This window comes from uncultured Parasphingopyxis sp., from assembly GCF_937129435.1.
GTDB lineage: Bacteria > Pseudomonadota > Alphaproteobacteria > Sphingomonadales > Sphingomonadaceae > Parasphingopyxis.
The window spans coordinates 1-14769 of the sequence record NZ_CAKZNF010000090.1; the positions used below are offsets into that span (position 1 = coordinate 1).

Sequence of the window (14769 nt, forward strand, 5' to 3'; positions counted from 1 at the left end):
ATCAGCCCCGATGGCTGCCGGCTGTGGGACATGGAATCGAACGAGAAGCTCGACAAGGACCGGTTCCGCCGCGATCTCGGCGGCGAGGTCGAGGCCTATCAGGAGGTCGCGCGCCGTCTCGGCCTGCTGCCCGAGGGCGAGCCGAACGAGGTGCTCGACCTCGAACAGCACCGGAAGAAGCGCGGAAAATAGCCTATTCCAGGCAGTTTCCAGGCAGTTGAATGCCCGATCAATTTGTCGTTGACTCTATTGGTTGAATGGTCAATCAAATGACCGAACGACCAACGGAGCCGCGTCATGAATGCCGATACCCGCAACAAGATCGTCGTCGCGGCGATGGAGCTGTTCTGGGAAAAGGGGTATAATTCGACCTCGATCGCGGACATTCTCAGCCGCACGCAGATCCATTCGGGCAGCCTCTATCATTTCTTCCCCGGCAAGCAGGACGTGCTCGTCGGCGTGCTCGAATTTTACCGCGACGGCATCAAGGAGAATTTGCTCGATTATGCCTGGCGCGACGTCGAGGATCCGATCGACCGCATCTTTGCACTGCTCAACGGCTATCGCACGCAACTGCTAGTGTCCGATTTCGCTCATGGCTGCCCGATCGGCAATCTGGCCCTCGAAATCGCCGAGCCCGATCCGCGCGTTCGCGAGCTGATCGCGACCAATTTCAACAACTGGACCGCCGCGATCGGCCAGTGCCTCGCCGATGCCGGGGATCGCCTGCCAGGCGACACCGACCGGCAGGCGCTGTCCGAATTCATCCTGACGACGATGGAAGGCGCGATCATGCAGTGCCGCGCCCAGCGCGACATCGGTTATTTCGACCGCAGCGTCTCCGTCCTGCGCGACCATATCGACATGCTGTGCGCGCGGGCGGCACGCGGTGCCGACGAGACGGTTCACTAGAGGGGGAGAGTTCGACCATGGAAATGAATTATCTGGCGGTGATCGCCGCGGCGGTTTCGGCATTCGTGCTTGGCGGGCTCTGGTACGGCCCGCTGTTCGGCAAGGCCTGGCAAAAGGCCGCCGGCGTCAGCGACGAACCAGCGCAATCGGGTTCGCCAGCGATCATTTTTGGCGGTTCGCTTATCCTTTCGCTGGTCGCCGCCTTTGTCTTCGCGATGTTCCTCGGCCCGGCACCCGAACTGAATTTTGCCCTCGGTGCGGGCGCATCGGCCGGATTGTGCTGGGTCGCGGCCGCGATCGGCATCATCTATCTCTTCGAACGCAGGCCGTTGTCGCACTTTCTTATCAACGGCGGCTATGTGACTCTGCAATTTACGCTTTACGGGCTGATCCTCGGTCTCTGGCACTAGGCGATCAATTATCGAACCCGCGTCATTGCGAGCGCAGCGAAGCAATCCAGAGTCAAACAGAACAGCGCCAGCCGCTCTGGATTGCCGCGTCGCTTCGCTCCTCGCAATGACGGCGTGCGAACAGCATCTCCCGCCCCCGGCAATCTCTTTTCAATCTCTTTGGTTTACGCGCCTTTAACCAATCACGGCCTATCGCCGCTTCGAGTTCGACCGATCCTCGAAGGGACGATAACCGATGCGTACCGCTCTTGCCTTGCTTGCCGTTTCCACCTGCCTGACTGCCTGCGGCGGCGGCAGCGGCGCCGGACCGACATTCGCCGGCAGCACTCCGCCTCCGGCCACTGGCGGTGGCAACGACGGCACCGGGCACAGCTTCGTCGATCCGACCGAGACACGCACCTATCAGGGCATCGGCGGCGCGCAGAGCTACAGCTATCTCGTCGAGATCGGTGTTGATCCGGACAATGGCACGTTCATTGGCGATTCCACCGGCCATCAGGCGCAGACCTATGCCGGCAACGCCTCAACGGCGCGCAATTCGAACATTCAGATCACCTATGATCCGCGCGGTTCGCTCTACACGCTGCGGATCGCCGATCCGGCGTCCGGCTCGAACGTGCGCACCGCGTTCCAGGATCCGGCCGCCCGCACCGATTTCGGCGGGGCCGTCGAGCCGCAATGGGGCGTTCCCGATCTGGGCTTCCAGAACGTCACGATCTTCGAAGCGGGCGATGGCGATCCGATCTCGCCCTATCGCCGCAGCGGCAGCGGCTCTGTCCAGGTCGGCCGCAACGATCTGCCGTCGCTCGGCTCGCCGGGCAGCAGCTTTCAGGCGGTCTCTTACTTCTTCCAGAATCCGGGCAGCGGGACCGACTATGTCACCTTCGCCGGCTTCCTGCGGAACGCTTACAATTATTCTCAGATCACCAACGACGACGGCAGCATCGTCTACCAGGTCAATCACGAATTGACCCGCGGCGCCTTCGCCTTTGGCGAGCGCACGGCGAACCAGGATGTGCCGACCACCGGCGTGTTCGATTTCTCGGGCAACATGCTCGCCTCGATGCTCAACAACCCGACGCTCGACGGCGAGAATGGCCAGCGGCTTCCCAGCTTCTACCAGTGGATCGAGGGCACGGCCGACTTCACGGTCGATTTCGCCAATGACGAGGTGCGCGACATTCTGTTCGCCGGTACGGTCACCGATCCGCAGGTCGATGCGCTGACGCAGATCGGCGACAATTTCGATCCGAACATGATCTACGCCTTCGTGCCCGGCGGCTCGCGCTTCGAGGCGGCGGGCGAAGCATCGATCGACCTTGTCAACGCTGGCGGTTTCCTCGGCGCGATTACCTCGGCCCGGTTCCTGGCGCAGAATGGCAATAATTTTGCCGACGGATCGACGGTTCAGAACCTGCTGATCGAAGGATCGAGCATCGACGGCGCGTTCTTCGGCCCGAACGGCGAAGAACTGGGCGGCGGTTTCCGCATCGTCGGCGGCGTTCCCGATGAACGCATCGACATCCTCGGCACCTTTACCGCCGGCCGCGACTGACGCGGCGACGTGCCGAAGACGGAGCGGCACCGCATGAAAATCATCACCACGTTGATGCTGCCGCTGGCAGCGCTGGCGGGCCTTGCCGCGCCCGCCGCCGCACAAAGCACGCCCGAATGCGATGCCGAAGGCTGCACGGTCCAACTGACCGCCGATGGCATGATCGAATCGGCCGGGCGGCTAATCGAAGCCGGACGGCTCGACGAGGCGCAGCAGGTGCTCGCGGCGCTCGATCATTCGCCGGAACGCGCCGTACAGCGGCATCTGATGCTTGGACATGTCGCGATGGGACGCGGCAATGTCGACCTCGCCATCGCCGAATTCCGCAACGTGCTGGAGCGCGATCCGCAACAGACCCGCGCCCGGCTGGAACTGGGCCGCGCGCTGCTGATGACAGGCCGTGCACAGGCCGCCGATCATCATTTCCGCCTCGCCGAACAGGCCGACGACCTGCCCGACGAGCTCGCCCGCATGGTGCGCGGCATTCGCGGCGTCATCCGGGACCAGCGCGGCTGGCGCCTCGATATCGATGTCGGCCTGGCGCCCGATACCAACATCAACAATGCAACCGATGTCGAACGCATTGACCTCGTCGCCGGGCCGCTGACGCTTCCCGTAACGCTCGGCGAGAATTCGCGCGCGCAATCGGGCGTCGGCCAGACCGCCGCGATTTCGGGCGGTATCGAGATCGGCCTTAACCGGTCGATCGCGCTAAACGTCGATGCCGATGCGCGGATGATCAATTATTCGGGCGGCGATTTCGACGATCTGTCGGGCACGCTCGCCATCGGCCCCGAAATCCGGTTCAACGATCGCAACCGGCTGACCGTGCAGGCGACGGCGGCGCAACGCTTCTACGGCTGGGACGATGCCCAGCGCAGCTTCGGCCTGCGCGCCGATTTCCAGCGGACGCTGAACCGCGGCGCGCGGCTCGGCCTCGCTATCGACGGGCGGCGGCTCGATTCGGGGTTCGGCGAACAATTTTCCGGCTGGCAGGCGGGCATTTACGGCAGCTACGAACAGGTCTTCAACGCATCGCTCGTCGGCTCGGCCACGATCTTCGCGCGCCGCGATGCTCTGCGCTCCGAAGCTTATTCGAATTATGAAATCGGCGGCCGGATCGGCGTCGGCGGCGAACTGCCGCTCGGCATCAACGCCAGCGTCGCAGGCGGCGTCTCACGCGCCATGTATGACGGCCCCATACCGCTCTTCTCCACCGAAGCCCGGCAGGACTGGCGGCTGAACGGGCAGGTATCGCTCGGCCTGCGGAGCCTGCGCGTGCTCGGCTTCTCACCCTCCGTGACCTATGGATACAGCCTCAACGACAGCTCGGTCGATCTTTACGAAAGCGACCGGCACCGCGTGCAATTCTCGCTGAAGCGCTATTTCTGAGGCGGATTAGCCGCGCAGCTTCGTGCCGCAGATGATGCCGAAGACGAAGGTGGCCAGCAGCGCCAGCTGCACCATGCCGTCCGGGTCGCGATAGCCGAGCACCTGGTCGCCATAGGCGAACACCCCGATGAACATGCTCAATGCCAGCATCACCATGATGCGCCTCCCCGCAAAATCGCCGCTCGTACATCGCGGCATCGCAACCATGACAGCATTTCCTTGGAGCCGCTTTAACGAACGCTGTTAAGGAAACCTCTTCACGGCTGGCCACAGCCCAGCGTACCCTCCCCTTGCGAAATTGCCGCATTGCAACCATAGAGCGCGCGAACGCTCCCCCGTCAGGACAAGCGCCATGAAAACCCGCATCCACGTCACCCTGAAAAACGGCGTCCTCGACCCGCAGGGCAAGGCTATTCACCACGCGCTCGAATCGCTCGGCTTTGACGGCGTCAACGATGTTCGTCAGGGAAAGCTGATCGAACTCGATCTCGCCGACGGGACGAGCGAGGCCGAGATCGAGGAAATGTGCCGCAAGCTGCTCGCCAACACGGTGATCGAGAATTTCGAGATCCTCGAAAGCAACGCGGCATGAAGAGCGCGGTCATCGTCTTTCCCGGTTCCAATTGCGACCGCGACATGGCGGTGGCGCTCGAACAGGTGACCGGCGAGGCTCCGGCGATGGTATGGCACCGCGAGACCGAACTGCCCGAGGGGCTCGGCCTGATCGCCGTTCCGGGCGGCTTTTCCTATGGCGACTATCTGCGCTGCGGCGCGATCGGCGGCAATTCGCCGATCATGCGCGAGGTGACGGCGGCGGCCGAGCGCGGCGTTCCCGTACTCGGCGTGTGCAACGGCTTTCAGATCCTGACCGAGGTCGGGCTGCTGCCGGGCGCGCTGCTCCGCAATGCCGGCATCCGCTTCGTCTGCCGTGACGTACCGCTGACCGTCGCATCGAGCCAGACCGCCTTTACCAGCCGCTACGACGCGGATGAGGAGATCGTCATCCCCGTTGCCCATCACGACGGCAATTATTTCGCCGATGACGATACGCTCGACCGGCTCGAAGGCGAAGGGCGCGTCGCCTTCCGCTATGCCGAGGACGTCAACGGATCGGCCCGCGCGATTGCGGGTATCGTCAACGAGGCGGGCAATGTGCTGGGCATGATGCCGCACCCCGAACGCATGGTCGAGCCGGCCCATGGCGGGACCGACGGGCGCAAGCTGTTCGAAGGGCTGGTCGAAGCGATCGCCTAACGCGAATTTTCCCCTCCCGCTCGCGGGAGGGACCCACCACAATCGCTCGAAGCTATCACTTCTCGCGCCCACCCCCAGCCCCTCCCGCAAGCGGGAGGGGAGAAGGATCAGCGACGAAGAACCGGCGTAAATCGCGCCAGCAGCAAAATCGCCGTCGGCCAGAACAGTGTATTCCAGATGTCGTGCCAATTGGCCGGATAATCCTGCGGCGCGGCGATGGCTGCTGTGTCGTAGATATCCCATGCCTCACCCGCCAGCGCGGCGAGCAGCACCGCCAGCCACGGCCTGAAATCGCGTAGCGGCAGGCGGAAAAGCGCCGCTGTACCGAGATAGACGATCATCCCGACATAGATGTGCAGCGCGTCCTTCGAGAGGCCGAGCGTATAAACCAGCCAGATCTTCGTATCCTGAAAGGCGCTCACAATTTTGTGCGGAAAGGTGTGAAGCCGGTATGCTCGTCGTAAATGTCGAGCCCCTCGCGACGCTTCAGCCAGCCGACGACCGCGTAGGTGACAGGCGTCAACACCGCCTCCCAAAGCACCTTGAGCGCCCAGTTGGTGATCATCACGGCGATGACCTGTTCGGTCTCCCATACGCCCCAAAAGGCGAGCGGATAGAAGATCAGGCTGTCTACGCCCTGCCCCACCACCGTCGATCCGATCGTCCGCGTCCACAGATGCTTGCCGTTGGTCCACACCTTCATCTTCGCCATGACGTAGCTGTTGACGAACTCGCCCGCCCAGAAGGCGGCGATCGAGGCGAAGACGATGCGCGGGACCTGTCCGAACACGCTTTCATAGGCCGCCTGCCCGTCCCAGCCGTCCGCCGGCGGCAGCGAGACGACGACCCAGCTCATGAACGCCATGAAGTGCATCGCCGCGAAACCGGCCCATATGACCCGCCGCGCCCGGGCATAGCCGTACACTTCCGTCAGGATGTCGCCGATGACATAGCCGAGCGGGAAGAAGAGGATGCCCGCGCCATAGACCCATTGTTCGCCGCCGATGGTCACGAAGGTGGGCTTGGCCGCGCCCAGAACGTTGGAAAGCAGCAGGACCGTAACGAAAGCTGCCATCACGAAATCGAAATAGCGCATCGGCCGGGCGCCCAGCTCAGCCGCGTCGATCCGTTCGATACCCCCGCTCATGCGACCGGTTCTGCCCCATGCGGCGCTTGCAATCCAGCGCGTTTTGGCGTGAAAGCGCGCCCATGTATTCGATCTTCACCTCGATGAAGGTGTTCAGCGACCCCTGGGTCGGCCATCCGGGTCTCAATCGGCGCGGCATGCACACCAAAAGGGTCAAGGCGGCGATGGCGGTTGCGAGATTTCGCCGCGCCCAGACGGTTCGCGTTCGTGACGCGGACGAACAGCATCTCCTCGATCACGGCTTCGTGGCCATCCCCGGTTTCCTGCCGCAAGACGAGTTCGCCGCTTTGAAGGCGGAGGCCCATGCGTCCGCCGAGGCTGCCGACCGGGCGACGCCGCTGCCTGAAAAGCCCGAAGTCTGGGGCTTCGGCGATGCCGACCGCCACGAATGGGGCTTCGACCGGTTCGACGGGTCGACGCTCAACCGGTTCATCGCGCCCGGCCCCATCGCCGCCGCCTTCCCGCGAAACACCCGCTTCAAGCGTCTGGCCCGGCTCGTCACCGGCAAGGCGATGCGCGCCAAGCGCAACTGGCTCTACCAGACGGTCAATGGTGACGAGACGGAAATCCACGATATCCAGCGCGAATTCCACCGCGACACCTTCTTCAACGCGATGAAATACTGGTTCTTCATCGATCCGGTGCGCGAGGAAGACGGCCCCTTCGTCTACGTCCCCGGCAGCCACCAGCTGACCGATGCGCGAATCGCCTGGGAGCAGGCCAAGGCCGATGCCGCGGTCGAAGCCCGGCTGCAGGAGGACCGCAAGGGCATGACGGGCTCCTTCCGGATCGAGGAGGGCGAACTCGCCGATCTGGGCCTGCCCCCGCCCCGCACCTTTCCGGTCCCCGAAAACACCCTGATCGTCGCCAATGTGTTCGGCTTCCACCGCCGCGGCGACGCCGTCCCCGGCACACGGCGCCTGTCGCTCTACGGCAACCACCGCCCGCAGCCTTTCCTTCCCTTCGGCAGCTAGCTAGAGGAGCGGCGGACCAACGTCCAAGCGCGCCCTTAGCTCAGCTGGATAGAGCACGAGACTTCTAATCTTGAGGCCGCAGGTTCGAATCCTGCAGGGCGCGCCATTTCCGCAGGTTTGTAGCTTCTCCACCCTTTCTTAGCTATATTCTGGCATAGCTTTTGGCGGTTTTGGGCCGCTTTCCAACGGATCAAGCCACAGTTTTTGGACGCTAGCGCCCGGATGGGCCGGAGCAGGAATGAAGATATTCATCGTCTTCGGTACGCGGCCGGAGGCCATCAAGATGGCGCCGGTCGTCAAGGCGTTTCGCGGCGATCCGGCGTTCGAGACGGTCGTGTGCGTCACCGGACAGCATCGGCAGATGCTCGACCAGGTGCTGGGCCTGTTCGGGATCTTGCCCGATATCGACCTTTCAATCATGAAGCCCGGACAGAGCCTGACCGACGTCACCGTCGCGACTCTGCAGGGCCTCGAACCGTATTTCGACGATCACCGTCCCGATGCCGTGCTCGTCCATGGCGACACGACGACGGCCATGGCGACGGCGCTTGCCGCTTTTTACGCCCAAATCCCAGTCGGCCATGTCGAGGCGGGATTGCGGACCGGCGACCTGACGGCGCCCTGGCCCGAGGAGATGAACCGGCGGTCGATCGACATGGTCTCGCGCTGGCTGTTTGCGCCGACCGATGTGTCCCGCGACGCGCTGCTTTCGGAAAAGGTACCCGCAGAACAGATTTTCGTCACCGGCAACACCGTGATCGACGCGCTGTTGTCGGTCGCCGAACGGATTCGCGGCGATGCCGAACGGGCCGACGCTTTCGCGAGCCAGTTCGATTTCCTCGATCGCTCCAAACGCCTGATCGTCGTCACCGGCCATCGGCGCGAAAATTTCGATGGCGGGCTCGAACGGATGTGCGGCGCGCTCTTGCAGCTTGCGGCCCGCGGCGACGTGGAGATCGTCTATCCCGTCCATCTCAACCAGAACGTCCAGCGCGCGGCCAATGCCGTGCTCGCGGACACCGAATCGGTGCACCTGATCGAACCGCAGGATTATCTCCCCTTCGTCTACCTGATGGATCGGGCTCATCTGATCATCTCCGATTCTGGAGGTATCCAGGAAGAAGCCCCGTCGCTCGGCAAGCCCGTTCTCGTCACGCGCGACGTCACCGAACGGCCCGAGGCGATCGCGGCCGGCACCTGCCGCCTTGTCGGGACCGATCCCGGCAGGATTGTCGCAGAAGCGACAAGACTTCTGGACGACGAAGCGGAATATCAACGAGTCAGCGCTATCGCCAACCCTTATGGCGACGGCCGGGCGGCTGAACGTATCGTAGAGGCAATGAAGAATGCTTGTTGAACGCAACCGTGAATTTTCGACCGTCTGCGTCGTCGGCCTCGGCTATATCGGGCTACCGACCGCGGCGACGCTTGCGAGTGCAGGTTTCGAGGTCAAGGGCATCGACGTCGCCGAACATATCGTCGAAGAGTTGAACGAGGGGCGCGCGCATTTCTCCGAGCCCGATCTCGACATGCTCGTGCGCGGCGCGGTCTCCAGCGGGCGGCTTACCGCCTATACCGAACCGCAGGCCGCCGACGCGTTCATCATCACCGTGCCCACGCCGATCCGGGACGATAAATCGCCGGACATGTCCTATGTCGAAGCCGCGACCCGTGCCGTCGCTCCCGTCCTGCAGCCCGGCAATCTCATCATCCTTGAATCGACGAGTCCGCTCGGCGCGACCGAAGACATGGCCGGGATCATCCGCGAATTGCGCGAGGATCTAGTTGATGGCGAAGAGCTGTCGGTCTCTCTCGCCTATTGTCCCGAGCGTATCCTGCCGGGACAGATGGTCCGCGAACTTGTCGAGAATGACCGTATCGTCGGCGGCATCACCCCGCATGACGCCAGGCGGGCCGGCCAACTTTACGAGAGCATCGTGCGCGGCGAGATTCACATGACCGATGCGAAGACGGCGGAACTCGTGAAGCTGATAGAAAACGCCTATCGCGACGTGAATATCGCCTTCGCAAACGAAGTCGCCAATGTCGCCGAGGCGCACGGGCTCAATCCCTGGGAGGCAATCGGGCTCGCCAACCGCCATCCGCGCGTCAACATCCTCAATCCCGGCCCCGGCGTCGGCGGGCATTGCATCGCCGTCGATCCGTGGTTCCTGATCTCAGCCGATCCCGACAAGGCAAAGTTGATGGCCGAGGCCCGCCGGGTGAACGATGGGCGGCCAGAGGCGGTCGTGGCGAAAATCAAGAAGGCGTGCCGGGAACACGGCACCGACAAAGTCGCGTGCATGGGCCTCGCCTTCAAACCCGATGTCGACGATCTGCGCGAAAGCCCCGCCGTCGATATCGCGATCGCGCTGGCGAAGGACGGATTCGAGGTCTACGCGGTCGAGCCGCATGTAAACGCACTGCCGGAAAAACTCTGGCGCTACGACAATATCCGCCTTGCGGGACTTGACGAGTCGCTGGCCAAGGTCGGCGTCGTTGCTCTTCTCGTCGCGCACAAGGCGTTCGTAAAACGCGCGTCCGACATCAAGGACAAGCATGTCATCGACGCGGTCGGCCTTTGGGGCGGCACGCGGTAAGCTACCCCCGGAATCCGGGCCGGCGGCTTAGCGGCTTCGCAAAAGGCGCGAGACGATACCGCGATTTTCGTCGCCCTGCCCCGCTTTCTCGCCCAGATTGGCAAAGCCATTCTCGATTGCCGCGAGTTCGGCGCGGATCTCGTTCAGCTGCGGTCCCGTCACATGGTCTCGATCGAGCCGGACGAGGTTCTGTTTCGCCTTTTTGAGATACATGATCAGCTGCGCCGCGCCAATTTCAGTGTCGGCATCGGCGCGCAGGCGGTTGGCGAGGCGTGTCAGTCGCGCCGCTGCTTCTTCGGCATTGGCGATCTCGCCCAGGAAGCGGAGCAGCTTGTCGCCTAGCGGGCGATCGACAGGTTTGTTTTCGCCCGCCTGTTGCTCTTCGACATAGCCCTTTTCCTCACCCAGCGAACGCATGCCCCAATGGACATATTCGAAAGGCGCCGGTCTGCTGAACGGGAAATAGCGTTCGAGCGGCGCATCGAGCGTTTCGCGCGCATGGATCAGCGCGAAGCCGGCTCTGGTCCATAGGTCGACGATGAGGCGGTTCTCGAAGGCCGACAATTCGCGGTGCATGGCGACGAATATGTCCTCCAGGCTTGCAATCGCCTCGAAATCGCCGGGCGTTCCGGCATAGCGCAGATAGTCCTCCGCCAAAGCCAGTTGCGCCAGCTCGCGATCGATGTCCTCGGCTGCTTCGAACCGGTAGGCGGCGACGATTTCCTCGGTCGGCAGGCCGAGATGATCGACATGGTCGCGCAGCTTCAACCGGCGGTTGATCCAGCTATAGTCGAGCTTGAGATCGGGCGCGAGTTGGAGCGCAGCTTCGATATATTCGATATCGCGGGCACTCAGCGAAGCGTCGAGCACCGCGACCGAAACGGCATCGAACCCGCCGAATTTCGCTCGGTCAACCGCCGCCAGCTCGCGCATGCTGGCGAGGCGGCGGTTGCCGTTGACGACCACGCCGGTCGCCGTGACGAGCAATGGTTCTGTCTGGATTCCGCGCTGCTCTAGCTCGGCAAAAATCGGCCCGTCGGGTTCTTTCGCCTTGGCCACGAGCAGTTCGTGGATCAGTTCCTGTTCCTCGGCATCGTCGCGTTGTTGCCGTGTCTGGCCGCGCGCGACCATTTCCGAGAAAATCCGCCCATTGTCCGCGCGATAGACGAGCAGGCCGGTGTCGACCGTCGCGATCGGCGCCTCGAGATAGCCGTCGCGATATACGACGTGCTGGGTGTGGCCGGAGGCTGCGGCAACGGCCTCGGCGATGGCACCCCGCCGCTCCTCGGCCGGTGGCGGGGCGGGCGGATGATATTGAAGTTCAAGCATATCGTCCGATGTAGGGGCGCGCCGCTGGGGACGCCAGCCTCGAATGATTGGGCCAGCGAAGACCGTCAGGCGTCGATACTCGTCCCGACGGCCGCGTGGACCAGCCCGCCATCGACGGTGATTGTATCGCCGATCACATAGTCGCCGGCGCGGCTCGCGAGATAAATGGCGGCGGCGGCCATGTCTTCGGGTTCGCCGATCCGCCGCGCCGGGATGCCCTTGGCCACCGTATCGCCATGGTCGCGGGCGGCACGGTTCATGTCGGATTCGAAGGCGCCGGGCGCGATCGCGGTGACGATGATGTTGTCGCGGATCAGCCGCGCCGCGAGCCGCTTCGTCAGATACAGGATCGACGATTTGGACGCGTGATAGCTATAGGTATCCCAAGGGTTGAGCCGCATCCCGTCGATCGAGCCGATATTGATGACCTTGGCCGGCCGCTCGGGCGAGGCGGCATTCTTGAGCAGACCGTGAAGCGCCTGGGTCAGGAAGAAAGGCGATTTGACGTTGATGTCCATCACCTTGTCCCAGCCGGCTTCGGAGAATTCCTCGAACGGCTCGCCCCAGGCTGCACCGGCATTGTTGATCAGGATGTCGAGCTTGTCTTCGCGCTCGGCGATCTGACCCGCGAGCGCCTTGCAATTCTCGACCGTCGACAAGTCCATCGGAATGCCGACGATGCGATCGCCGAATTCCGCGACCGTCGCCTCGACCTGGTCGACCTTGCGCGCGGTGATGTAGATACGCTCGCAGCCGGCATCGAGAAAGCCCTCGACGAACATCTTGCCGATACCGCGCGATCCGCCCGTGATCAGCGCCGTACGGCCTTCGAGCGAAAACAGTGCCTTGGTGTCCATTTGAAGTTTCTCCTAGATAGTCGTCATTGCGAGGAGGCCCGAACTTGTTTCGGGGCGACGCGGCAATCCAGAGCCGCAAGCGTCTTCCTGAGTGGCTCTGGATTGCTTCGCTGCGCTCGCAATGACGGTAAAATCAGCCCCCTGCCTTGATCGTTTCGCGCGCGATGATCGTGCGCTGGATTTCGCTCGTGCCCTCGTAAATCCGGAACAGCCGCACGTCGCGATAGAAGCGTTCGATGCCATAGTCGGCGATGTAGCCGGCACCGCCATGCACCTGCACGGCGCGATCGGCGACGCGGCCGACCATCTCCGACGCCGTCAGCTTCGCCGCCGCGCAATCGAGCGTGATGTTCTCGCCCGCATCGCGTTTTTTCGCCGTCTGCTCGACGAGCGCGCGGGCGGCCATGCACTCGGCCTTGCTGTCGGCGATCATCGCCTGGATCAGCTGGAACTCGGCGATCGGCTTTCCGAACTGCTTCCGCTCGGTGGCATAGGACACCATCTCCTCGATCAGCCGCTCGGCCGCGCCGACGCACACGCCGGCGATATGGAGCCGGCCGCGATCGAGCACGCGCATCGCGACCTTGAACCCCTCGCCTTCCTCGCCGAGCCGGTTGGCGACGGGCACTTCGACATCGTCGAAATTGACGTCGCAGACATGCGCGCCCTGCTGACCCATCTTCTTCTCGTGCGGCGCAACGCTGAGGCCCGGAAGGTCGCGCGGGACGAGGAAGCTGGTGACGCCGCGCGCCCCCTCCCCGCCCGTCCGCGCCATAACGGTGAACAGGTCGGCCTTGTCGGCATTGGTGATGTAGCGCTTGGTGCCGTTCAATCGGTAGACACCCTTCGCCTCGTCGAGCTCGGCGCGCGTCTTCACCGATCCCGCGTCGGAACCGACATCGGGTTCGGTCAGCGCGAAACTGGTGATGATTTCCCCGCTAGCGATCTTCGGCAGCCATTCGGCCTTCTGCTCGTCGGTCCCCGACATGACGAGGCCCTGGCTGCCGATGCCGACATTGGTGCCGAAGGTCGATCGCATTGCCGGCGACGTGTGGCCGAGCGCGATGGCAACGCCGATCTCCTCGGCCATATTGAGGCCGAGCCCGCCATATTCCTCGGGAATAGACAGGCCGAACAGGCCGAGATCCTTCATTCCCTGGACAAGGTCGTCCGGGATTTCGTCAGTCTCGGCGACCTCGCCCTCGCGCGGGCGAAGAGTCTCGTTGACGAACCGCTCGATCGTTTCGAGGAGTTGGGTGTAGGTTTCGGGGTCTAGAGCCATCTCAATTCCTATTCGTCATGCTGAACTCGTTTCAGCATCCACTCATCCGCCAAAGCCGTCCGTCCACGTCGAAGGGTGGATCCTGAAACAAGTTCAGGATGACGGCCTGCCGGGGCCGTCAGTATCCGTTCATCTCGGCCACGAGATTGGCGTGGTAATTGGCATCGCCCATGAACTCGGCCAGCGAACGATCGCGCTTCATATAGAGGCCGATGTCATATTCGTCGGTCATGCCGATGCCGCCGTGCATCTGCACACCTTCGCGCACGGCGAGACCCGCGGCCTGCCCGGCCTTGGCCTTGGCGACCGACACCATAAGCGGGGCGCCATCATCGCCCTCGTCGAGAAGCTGCTGCGCCTTCATCACGGCGGCGCGGGCGATTTCCATTTCGCTGTATAGATGCGCGGCGCGATGCTGGAGCGCCTGGAAGCTCCCGATCAGCTGGCCGAACTGCTTGCGCTCTTTCAGATAATTGACGGTCATATCCATTGCGCCCGAACCGACGCCGATCATTTCGGCGGCGGCGCCGGTCTGCCCGGCATGGATGACCTTGGTGAGCACATCCCATCCCTGATCGACCTCGCCGATCACGGCATCGGCGGTGACTTCGACATTGTCGAGTTCGACATGCGCGGCCATCGCGCTGTCGACGAGCCGCGCGGATTCAGCCGACAAGCCGGCCGCGTCCCTGTCGACCGCGAACAGCGTGATCCCGGCGGTCTCGTCCTCGCTGCCGCCGGTGCGCGCGGCGACGATCAGCATATCGGCCGATCCGCCCTGCACGACGAACTGCTTCTTGCCGTTGAGCTTGAAGCCGTTGCCCGAACGCTCGGCCCTGGTGGCGATGCGCGAGGGACGGAACTTGGCGCTCTCGTCGAGCGCCAATGCCAGCACCGTATCGCCCGAGATGATGCCCGGCAGATATTTCGCCTTCGTCTCGTCTCCCGCATGTTTGAGCGCTGTGACGCCGACAACCGCGGTCGTCAGAAATGGCGAGGGCGTGAGGTTGCGGCCGATTTCCTCGAGCACGATGCCCGCCTCCGCATGGCCCATGCC

17 protein-coding genes and 1 tRNA gene are annotated in these 14769 nt (G+C 63.3%); 11 read left to right on the forward strand and 7 right to left on the reverse strand.

Annotated features, from left to right (window positions below; genetic code table 11):
- The 5 genes from Q0139_RS14510 to Q0139_RS14530 all read left to right on the forward strand — a co-directional run.
- A partial coding sequence (locus Q0139_RS14510) for a phosphoribosylaminoimidazolesuccinocarboxamide synthase (RefSeq protein ID WP_298023636.1) occupies positions 1–192 on the forward strand: 192 nt, incomplete at its 5' end.
- A 105-nt stretch (positions 193–297) separates the two neighbouring features.
- Positions 298–912 carry a TetR/AcrR family transcriptional regulator gene (locus Q0139_RS14515; protein ID WP_298023639.1) on the forward strand — a complete coding sequence of 205 codons (615 nt, stop codon included), beginning with the start codon at positions 298–300 and terminating at the stop codon, positions 910–912.
- A 17-nt stretch (positions 913–929) separates the two neighbouring features.
- Entirely contained in the window at positions 930–1322 is a 393-nt protein-coding gene (locus tag Q0139_RS14520; RefSeq protein ID WP_298023642.1) for a DUF1761 domain-containing protein, read from the forward strand.
- A gap of 235 nt (positions 1323–1557) precedes the next feature.
- Positions 1558–2877 carry a transferrin-binding protein-like solute binding protein gene (locus Q0139_RS14525; RefSeq protein WP_298023645.1) on the forward strand — a complete coding sequence of 440 codons (1320 nt, stop codon included), beginning with the start codon at positions 1558–1560 and terminating at the stop codon, positions 2875–2877.
- A gap of 33 nt (positions 2878–2910) precedes the next feature.
- The gene (locus Q0139_RS14530; protein ID WP_298023649.1) at positions 2911–4269 is read left to right on the forward strand and encodes a surface lipoprotein assembly modifier; all 1359 of its coding nucleotides are present in this window, start codon (positions 2911–2913) and stop codon (positions 4267–4269) included.
- Positions 4270–4275: 6 nt separating this feature from the next.
- Here Q0139_RS14530 and Q0139_RS14535 read toward each other — a convergent pair whose 3' ends face one another.
- Positions 4276–4425: a hypothetical protein gene (locus Q0139_RS14535; RefSeq protein ID WP_298023652.1), complete on the reverse strand. Its 150-nt coding sequence runs from the start codon at positions 4423–4425 to the stop codon at positions 4276–4278.
- A 196-nt stretch (positions 4426–4621) separates the two neighbouring features.
- Between Q0139_RS14535 and purS the strand changes: the two genes are divergently transcribed.
- Both purS and purQ read left to right on the forward strand, forming a co-directional pair.
- Positions 4622–4861, forward strand: a complete 240-nt coding sequence (gene purS / locus Q0139_RS14540; protein ID WP_298023655.1) for a phosphoribosylformylglycinamidine synthase subunit PurS — start codon at positions 4622–4624, stop codon at positions 4859–4861.
- Positions 4858–5523, forward strand: coding sequence for a phosphoribosylformylglycinamidine synthase subunit PurQ (gene purQ, locus Q0139_RS14545; RefSeq protein ID WP_298023657.1), 666 nt, complete (start codon positions 4858–4860; stop codon positions 5521–5523). The genes purS and purQ overlap by 4 nt, the downstream gene beginning before the upstream one ends.
- Positions 5524–5630: 107 nt before the next feature.
- Here the strand turns inward: purQ and Q0139_RS14550 are convergent, their stop codons facing one another.
- Together Q0139_RS14550 and Q0139_RS14555 are read right to left on the reverse strand one after the other, a co-directional pair.
- The gene (locus Q0139_RS14550) at positions 5631–5945 is read right to left on the reverse strand and encodes a hypothetical protein (RefSeq protein WP_298023660.1); all 315 of its coding nucleotides are present in this window, start codon (positions 5943–5945) and stop codon (positions 5631–5633) included.
- Positions 5942–6670, reverse strand: a complete 729-nt coding sequence (locus Q0139_RS14555; protein WP_298023663.1) for a queuosine precursor transporter — start codon at positions 6668–6670, stop codon at positions 5942–5944. Before Q0139_RS14555 ends, Q0139_RS14550 begins: the two co-directional genes overlap by 4 nt.
- 62 nt (positions 6671–6732) lie before the next feature.
- Between Q0139_RS14555 and Q0139_RS14560 the strand changes: the two genes are divergently transcribed.
- The 4 genes from Q0139_RS14560 (at position 6733) to wecC (ending at position 10244) form a co-directional block, all read left to right on the forward strand.
- The gene (locus tag Q0139_RS14560; RefSeq protein ID WP_298023666.1) at positions 6733–7644 is read left to right on the forward strand and encodes a phytanoyl-CoA dioxygenase family protein; all 912 of its coding nucleotides are present in this window, start codon (positions 6733–6735) and stop codon (positions 7642–7644) included.
- A gap of 29 nt (positions 7645–7673) precedes the next feature.
- A tRNA-Arg gene (locus Q0139_RS14565) sits at positions 7674–7750 on the forward strand.
- Positions 7751–7882: 132 nt separating this feature from the next.
- A complete protein-coding gene (gene wecB, locus Q0139_RS14570; RefSeq protein WP_298023669.1) occupies positions 7883–9001 on the forward strand; it encodes a non-hydrolyzing UDP-N-acetylglucosamine 2-epimerase in 1119 nt (372 codons plus the stop codon).
- On the forward strand, positions 8991–10244 hold the full coding sequence (gene wecC / locus Q0139_RS14575) for a UDP-N-acetyl-D-mannosamine dehydrogenase (protein ID WP_298023672.1): 1254 nt from the start codon (positions 8991–8993) through the stop codon (positions 10242–10244). Before wecB ends, wecC begins: the two co-directional genes overlap by 11 nt.
- A gap of 27 nt (positions 10245–10271) precedes the next feature.
- Here the strand turns inward: wecC and Q0139_RS14580 are convergent, their stop codons facing one another.
- The 4 genes from Q0139_RS14580 to Q0139_RS14595 form a co-directional block, all read right to left on the reverse strand.
- Complete coding sequence (locus Q0139_RS14580; protein WP_298023675.1) at positions 10272–11573, reverse strand: hypothetical protein; 1302 nt, start codon at positions 11571–11573, stop codon at positions 10272–10274.
- A gap of 65 nt (positions 11574–11638) precedes the next feature.
- Positions 11639–12430: an SDR family oxidoreductase gene (locus tag Q0139_RS14585; RefSeq protein ID WP_298023678.1), complete on the reverse strand. Its 792-nt coding sequence runs from the start codon at positions 12428–12430 to the stop codon at positions 11639–11641.
- 133 nt (positions 12431–12563) lie between these two features.
- A complete protein-coding gene (locus tag Q0139_RS14590; RefSeq protein ID WP_298023680.1) occupies positions 12564–13712 on the reverse strand; it encodes an acyl-CoA dehydrogenase family protein in 1149 nt (382 codons plus the stop codon).
- A 118-nt stretch (positions 13713–13830) separates the two neighbouring features.
- A partial coding sequence (locus Q0139_RS14595; RefSeq protein WP_298023682.1) for an acyl-CoA dehydrogenase family protein occupies positions 13831–14769 on the reverse strand: 939 nt, incomplete at its 5' end.

Excerpts from the sequence above, each read along its gene's own strand:
- purQ (WP_298023657.1), top strand. The coding sequence starts at position 4,858 with ATGAAGAGCGCGGTCATCGTCTTTCCCGGTTCCAATTGCGACCGCGAC.
- Q0139_RS14520 (WP_298023642.1), top strand. The coding sequence starts at position 930 with ATGGAAATGAATTATCTGGCGGTGATCGCCGCGGCGGTTTCGGCATTC.
- Q0139_RS14530 (WP_298023649.1), top strand. The coding sequence starts at position 2,911 with ATGAAAATCATCACCACGTTGATGCTGCCGCTGGCAGCGCTGGCGGGC.
- Q0139_RS14525 (WP_298023645.1), top strand. The coding sequence starts at position 1,558 with ATGCGTACCGCTCTTGCCTTGCTTGCCGTTTCCACCTGCCTGACTGCC.
- Q0139_RS14590 (WP_298023680.1), bottom strand. The coding sequence starts at position 13,712 with ATGGCTCTAGACCCCGAAACCTACACCCAACTCCTCGAAACGATCGAG.
- Q0139_RS14585 (WP_298023678.1), bottom strand. The coding sequence starts at position 12,430 with ATGGACACCAAGGCACTGTTTTCGCTCGAAGGCCGTACGGCGCTGATC.
- purS (WP_298023655.1), top strand. The coding sequence starts at position 4,622 with ATGAAAACCCGCATCCACGTCACCCTGAAAAACGGCGTCCTCGACCCG.
- wecC (WP_298023672.1), top strand. The coding sequence starts at position 8,991 with ATGCTTGTTGAACGCAACCGTGAATTTTCGACCGTCTGCGTCGTCGGC.
- Q0139_RS14555 (WP_298023663.1), bottom strand. The coding sequence starts at position 6,670 with ATGAGCGGGGGTATCGAACGGATCGACGCGGCTGAGCTGGGCGCCCGG.
- wecB (WP_298023669.1), top strand. The coding sequence starts at position 7,883 with ATGAAGATATTCATCGTCTTCGGTACGCGGCCGGAGGCCATCAAGATG.
- Q0139_RS14580 (WP_298023675.1), bottom strand. The coding sequence starts at position 11,573 with ATGCTTGAACTTCAATATCATCCGCCCGCCCCGCCACCGGCCGAGGAG.
- Q0139_RS14535 (WP_298023652.1), bottom strand. The coding sequence starts at position 4,425 with ATGGTGATGCTGGCATTGAGCATGTTCATCGGGGTGTTCGCCTATGGC.
- Q0139_RS14560 (WP_298023666.1), top strand. The coding sequence starts at position 6,733 with ATGTATTCGATCTTCACCTCGATGAAGGTGTTCAGCGACCCCTGGGTC.
- Q0139_RS14515 (WP_298023639.1), top strand. The coding sequence starts at position 298 with ATGAATGCCGATACCCGCAACAAGATCGTCGTCGCGGCGATGGAGCTG.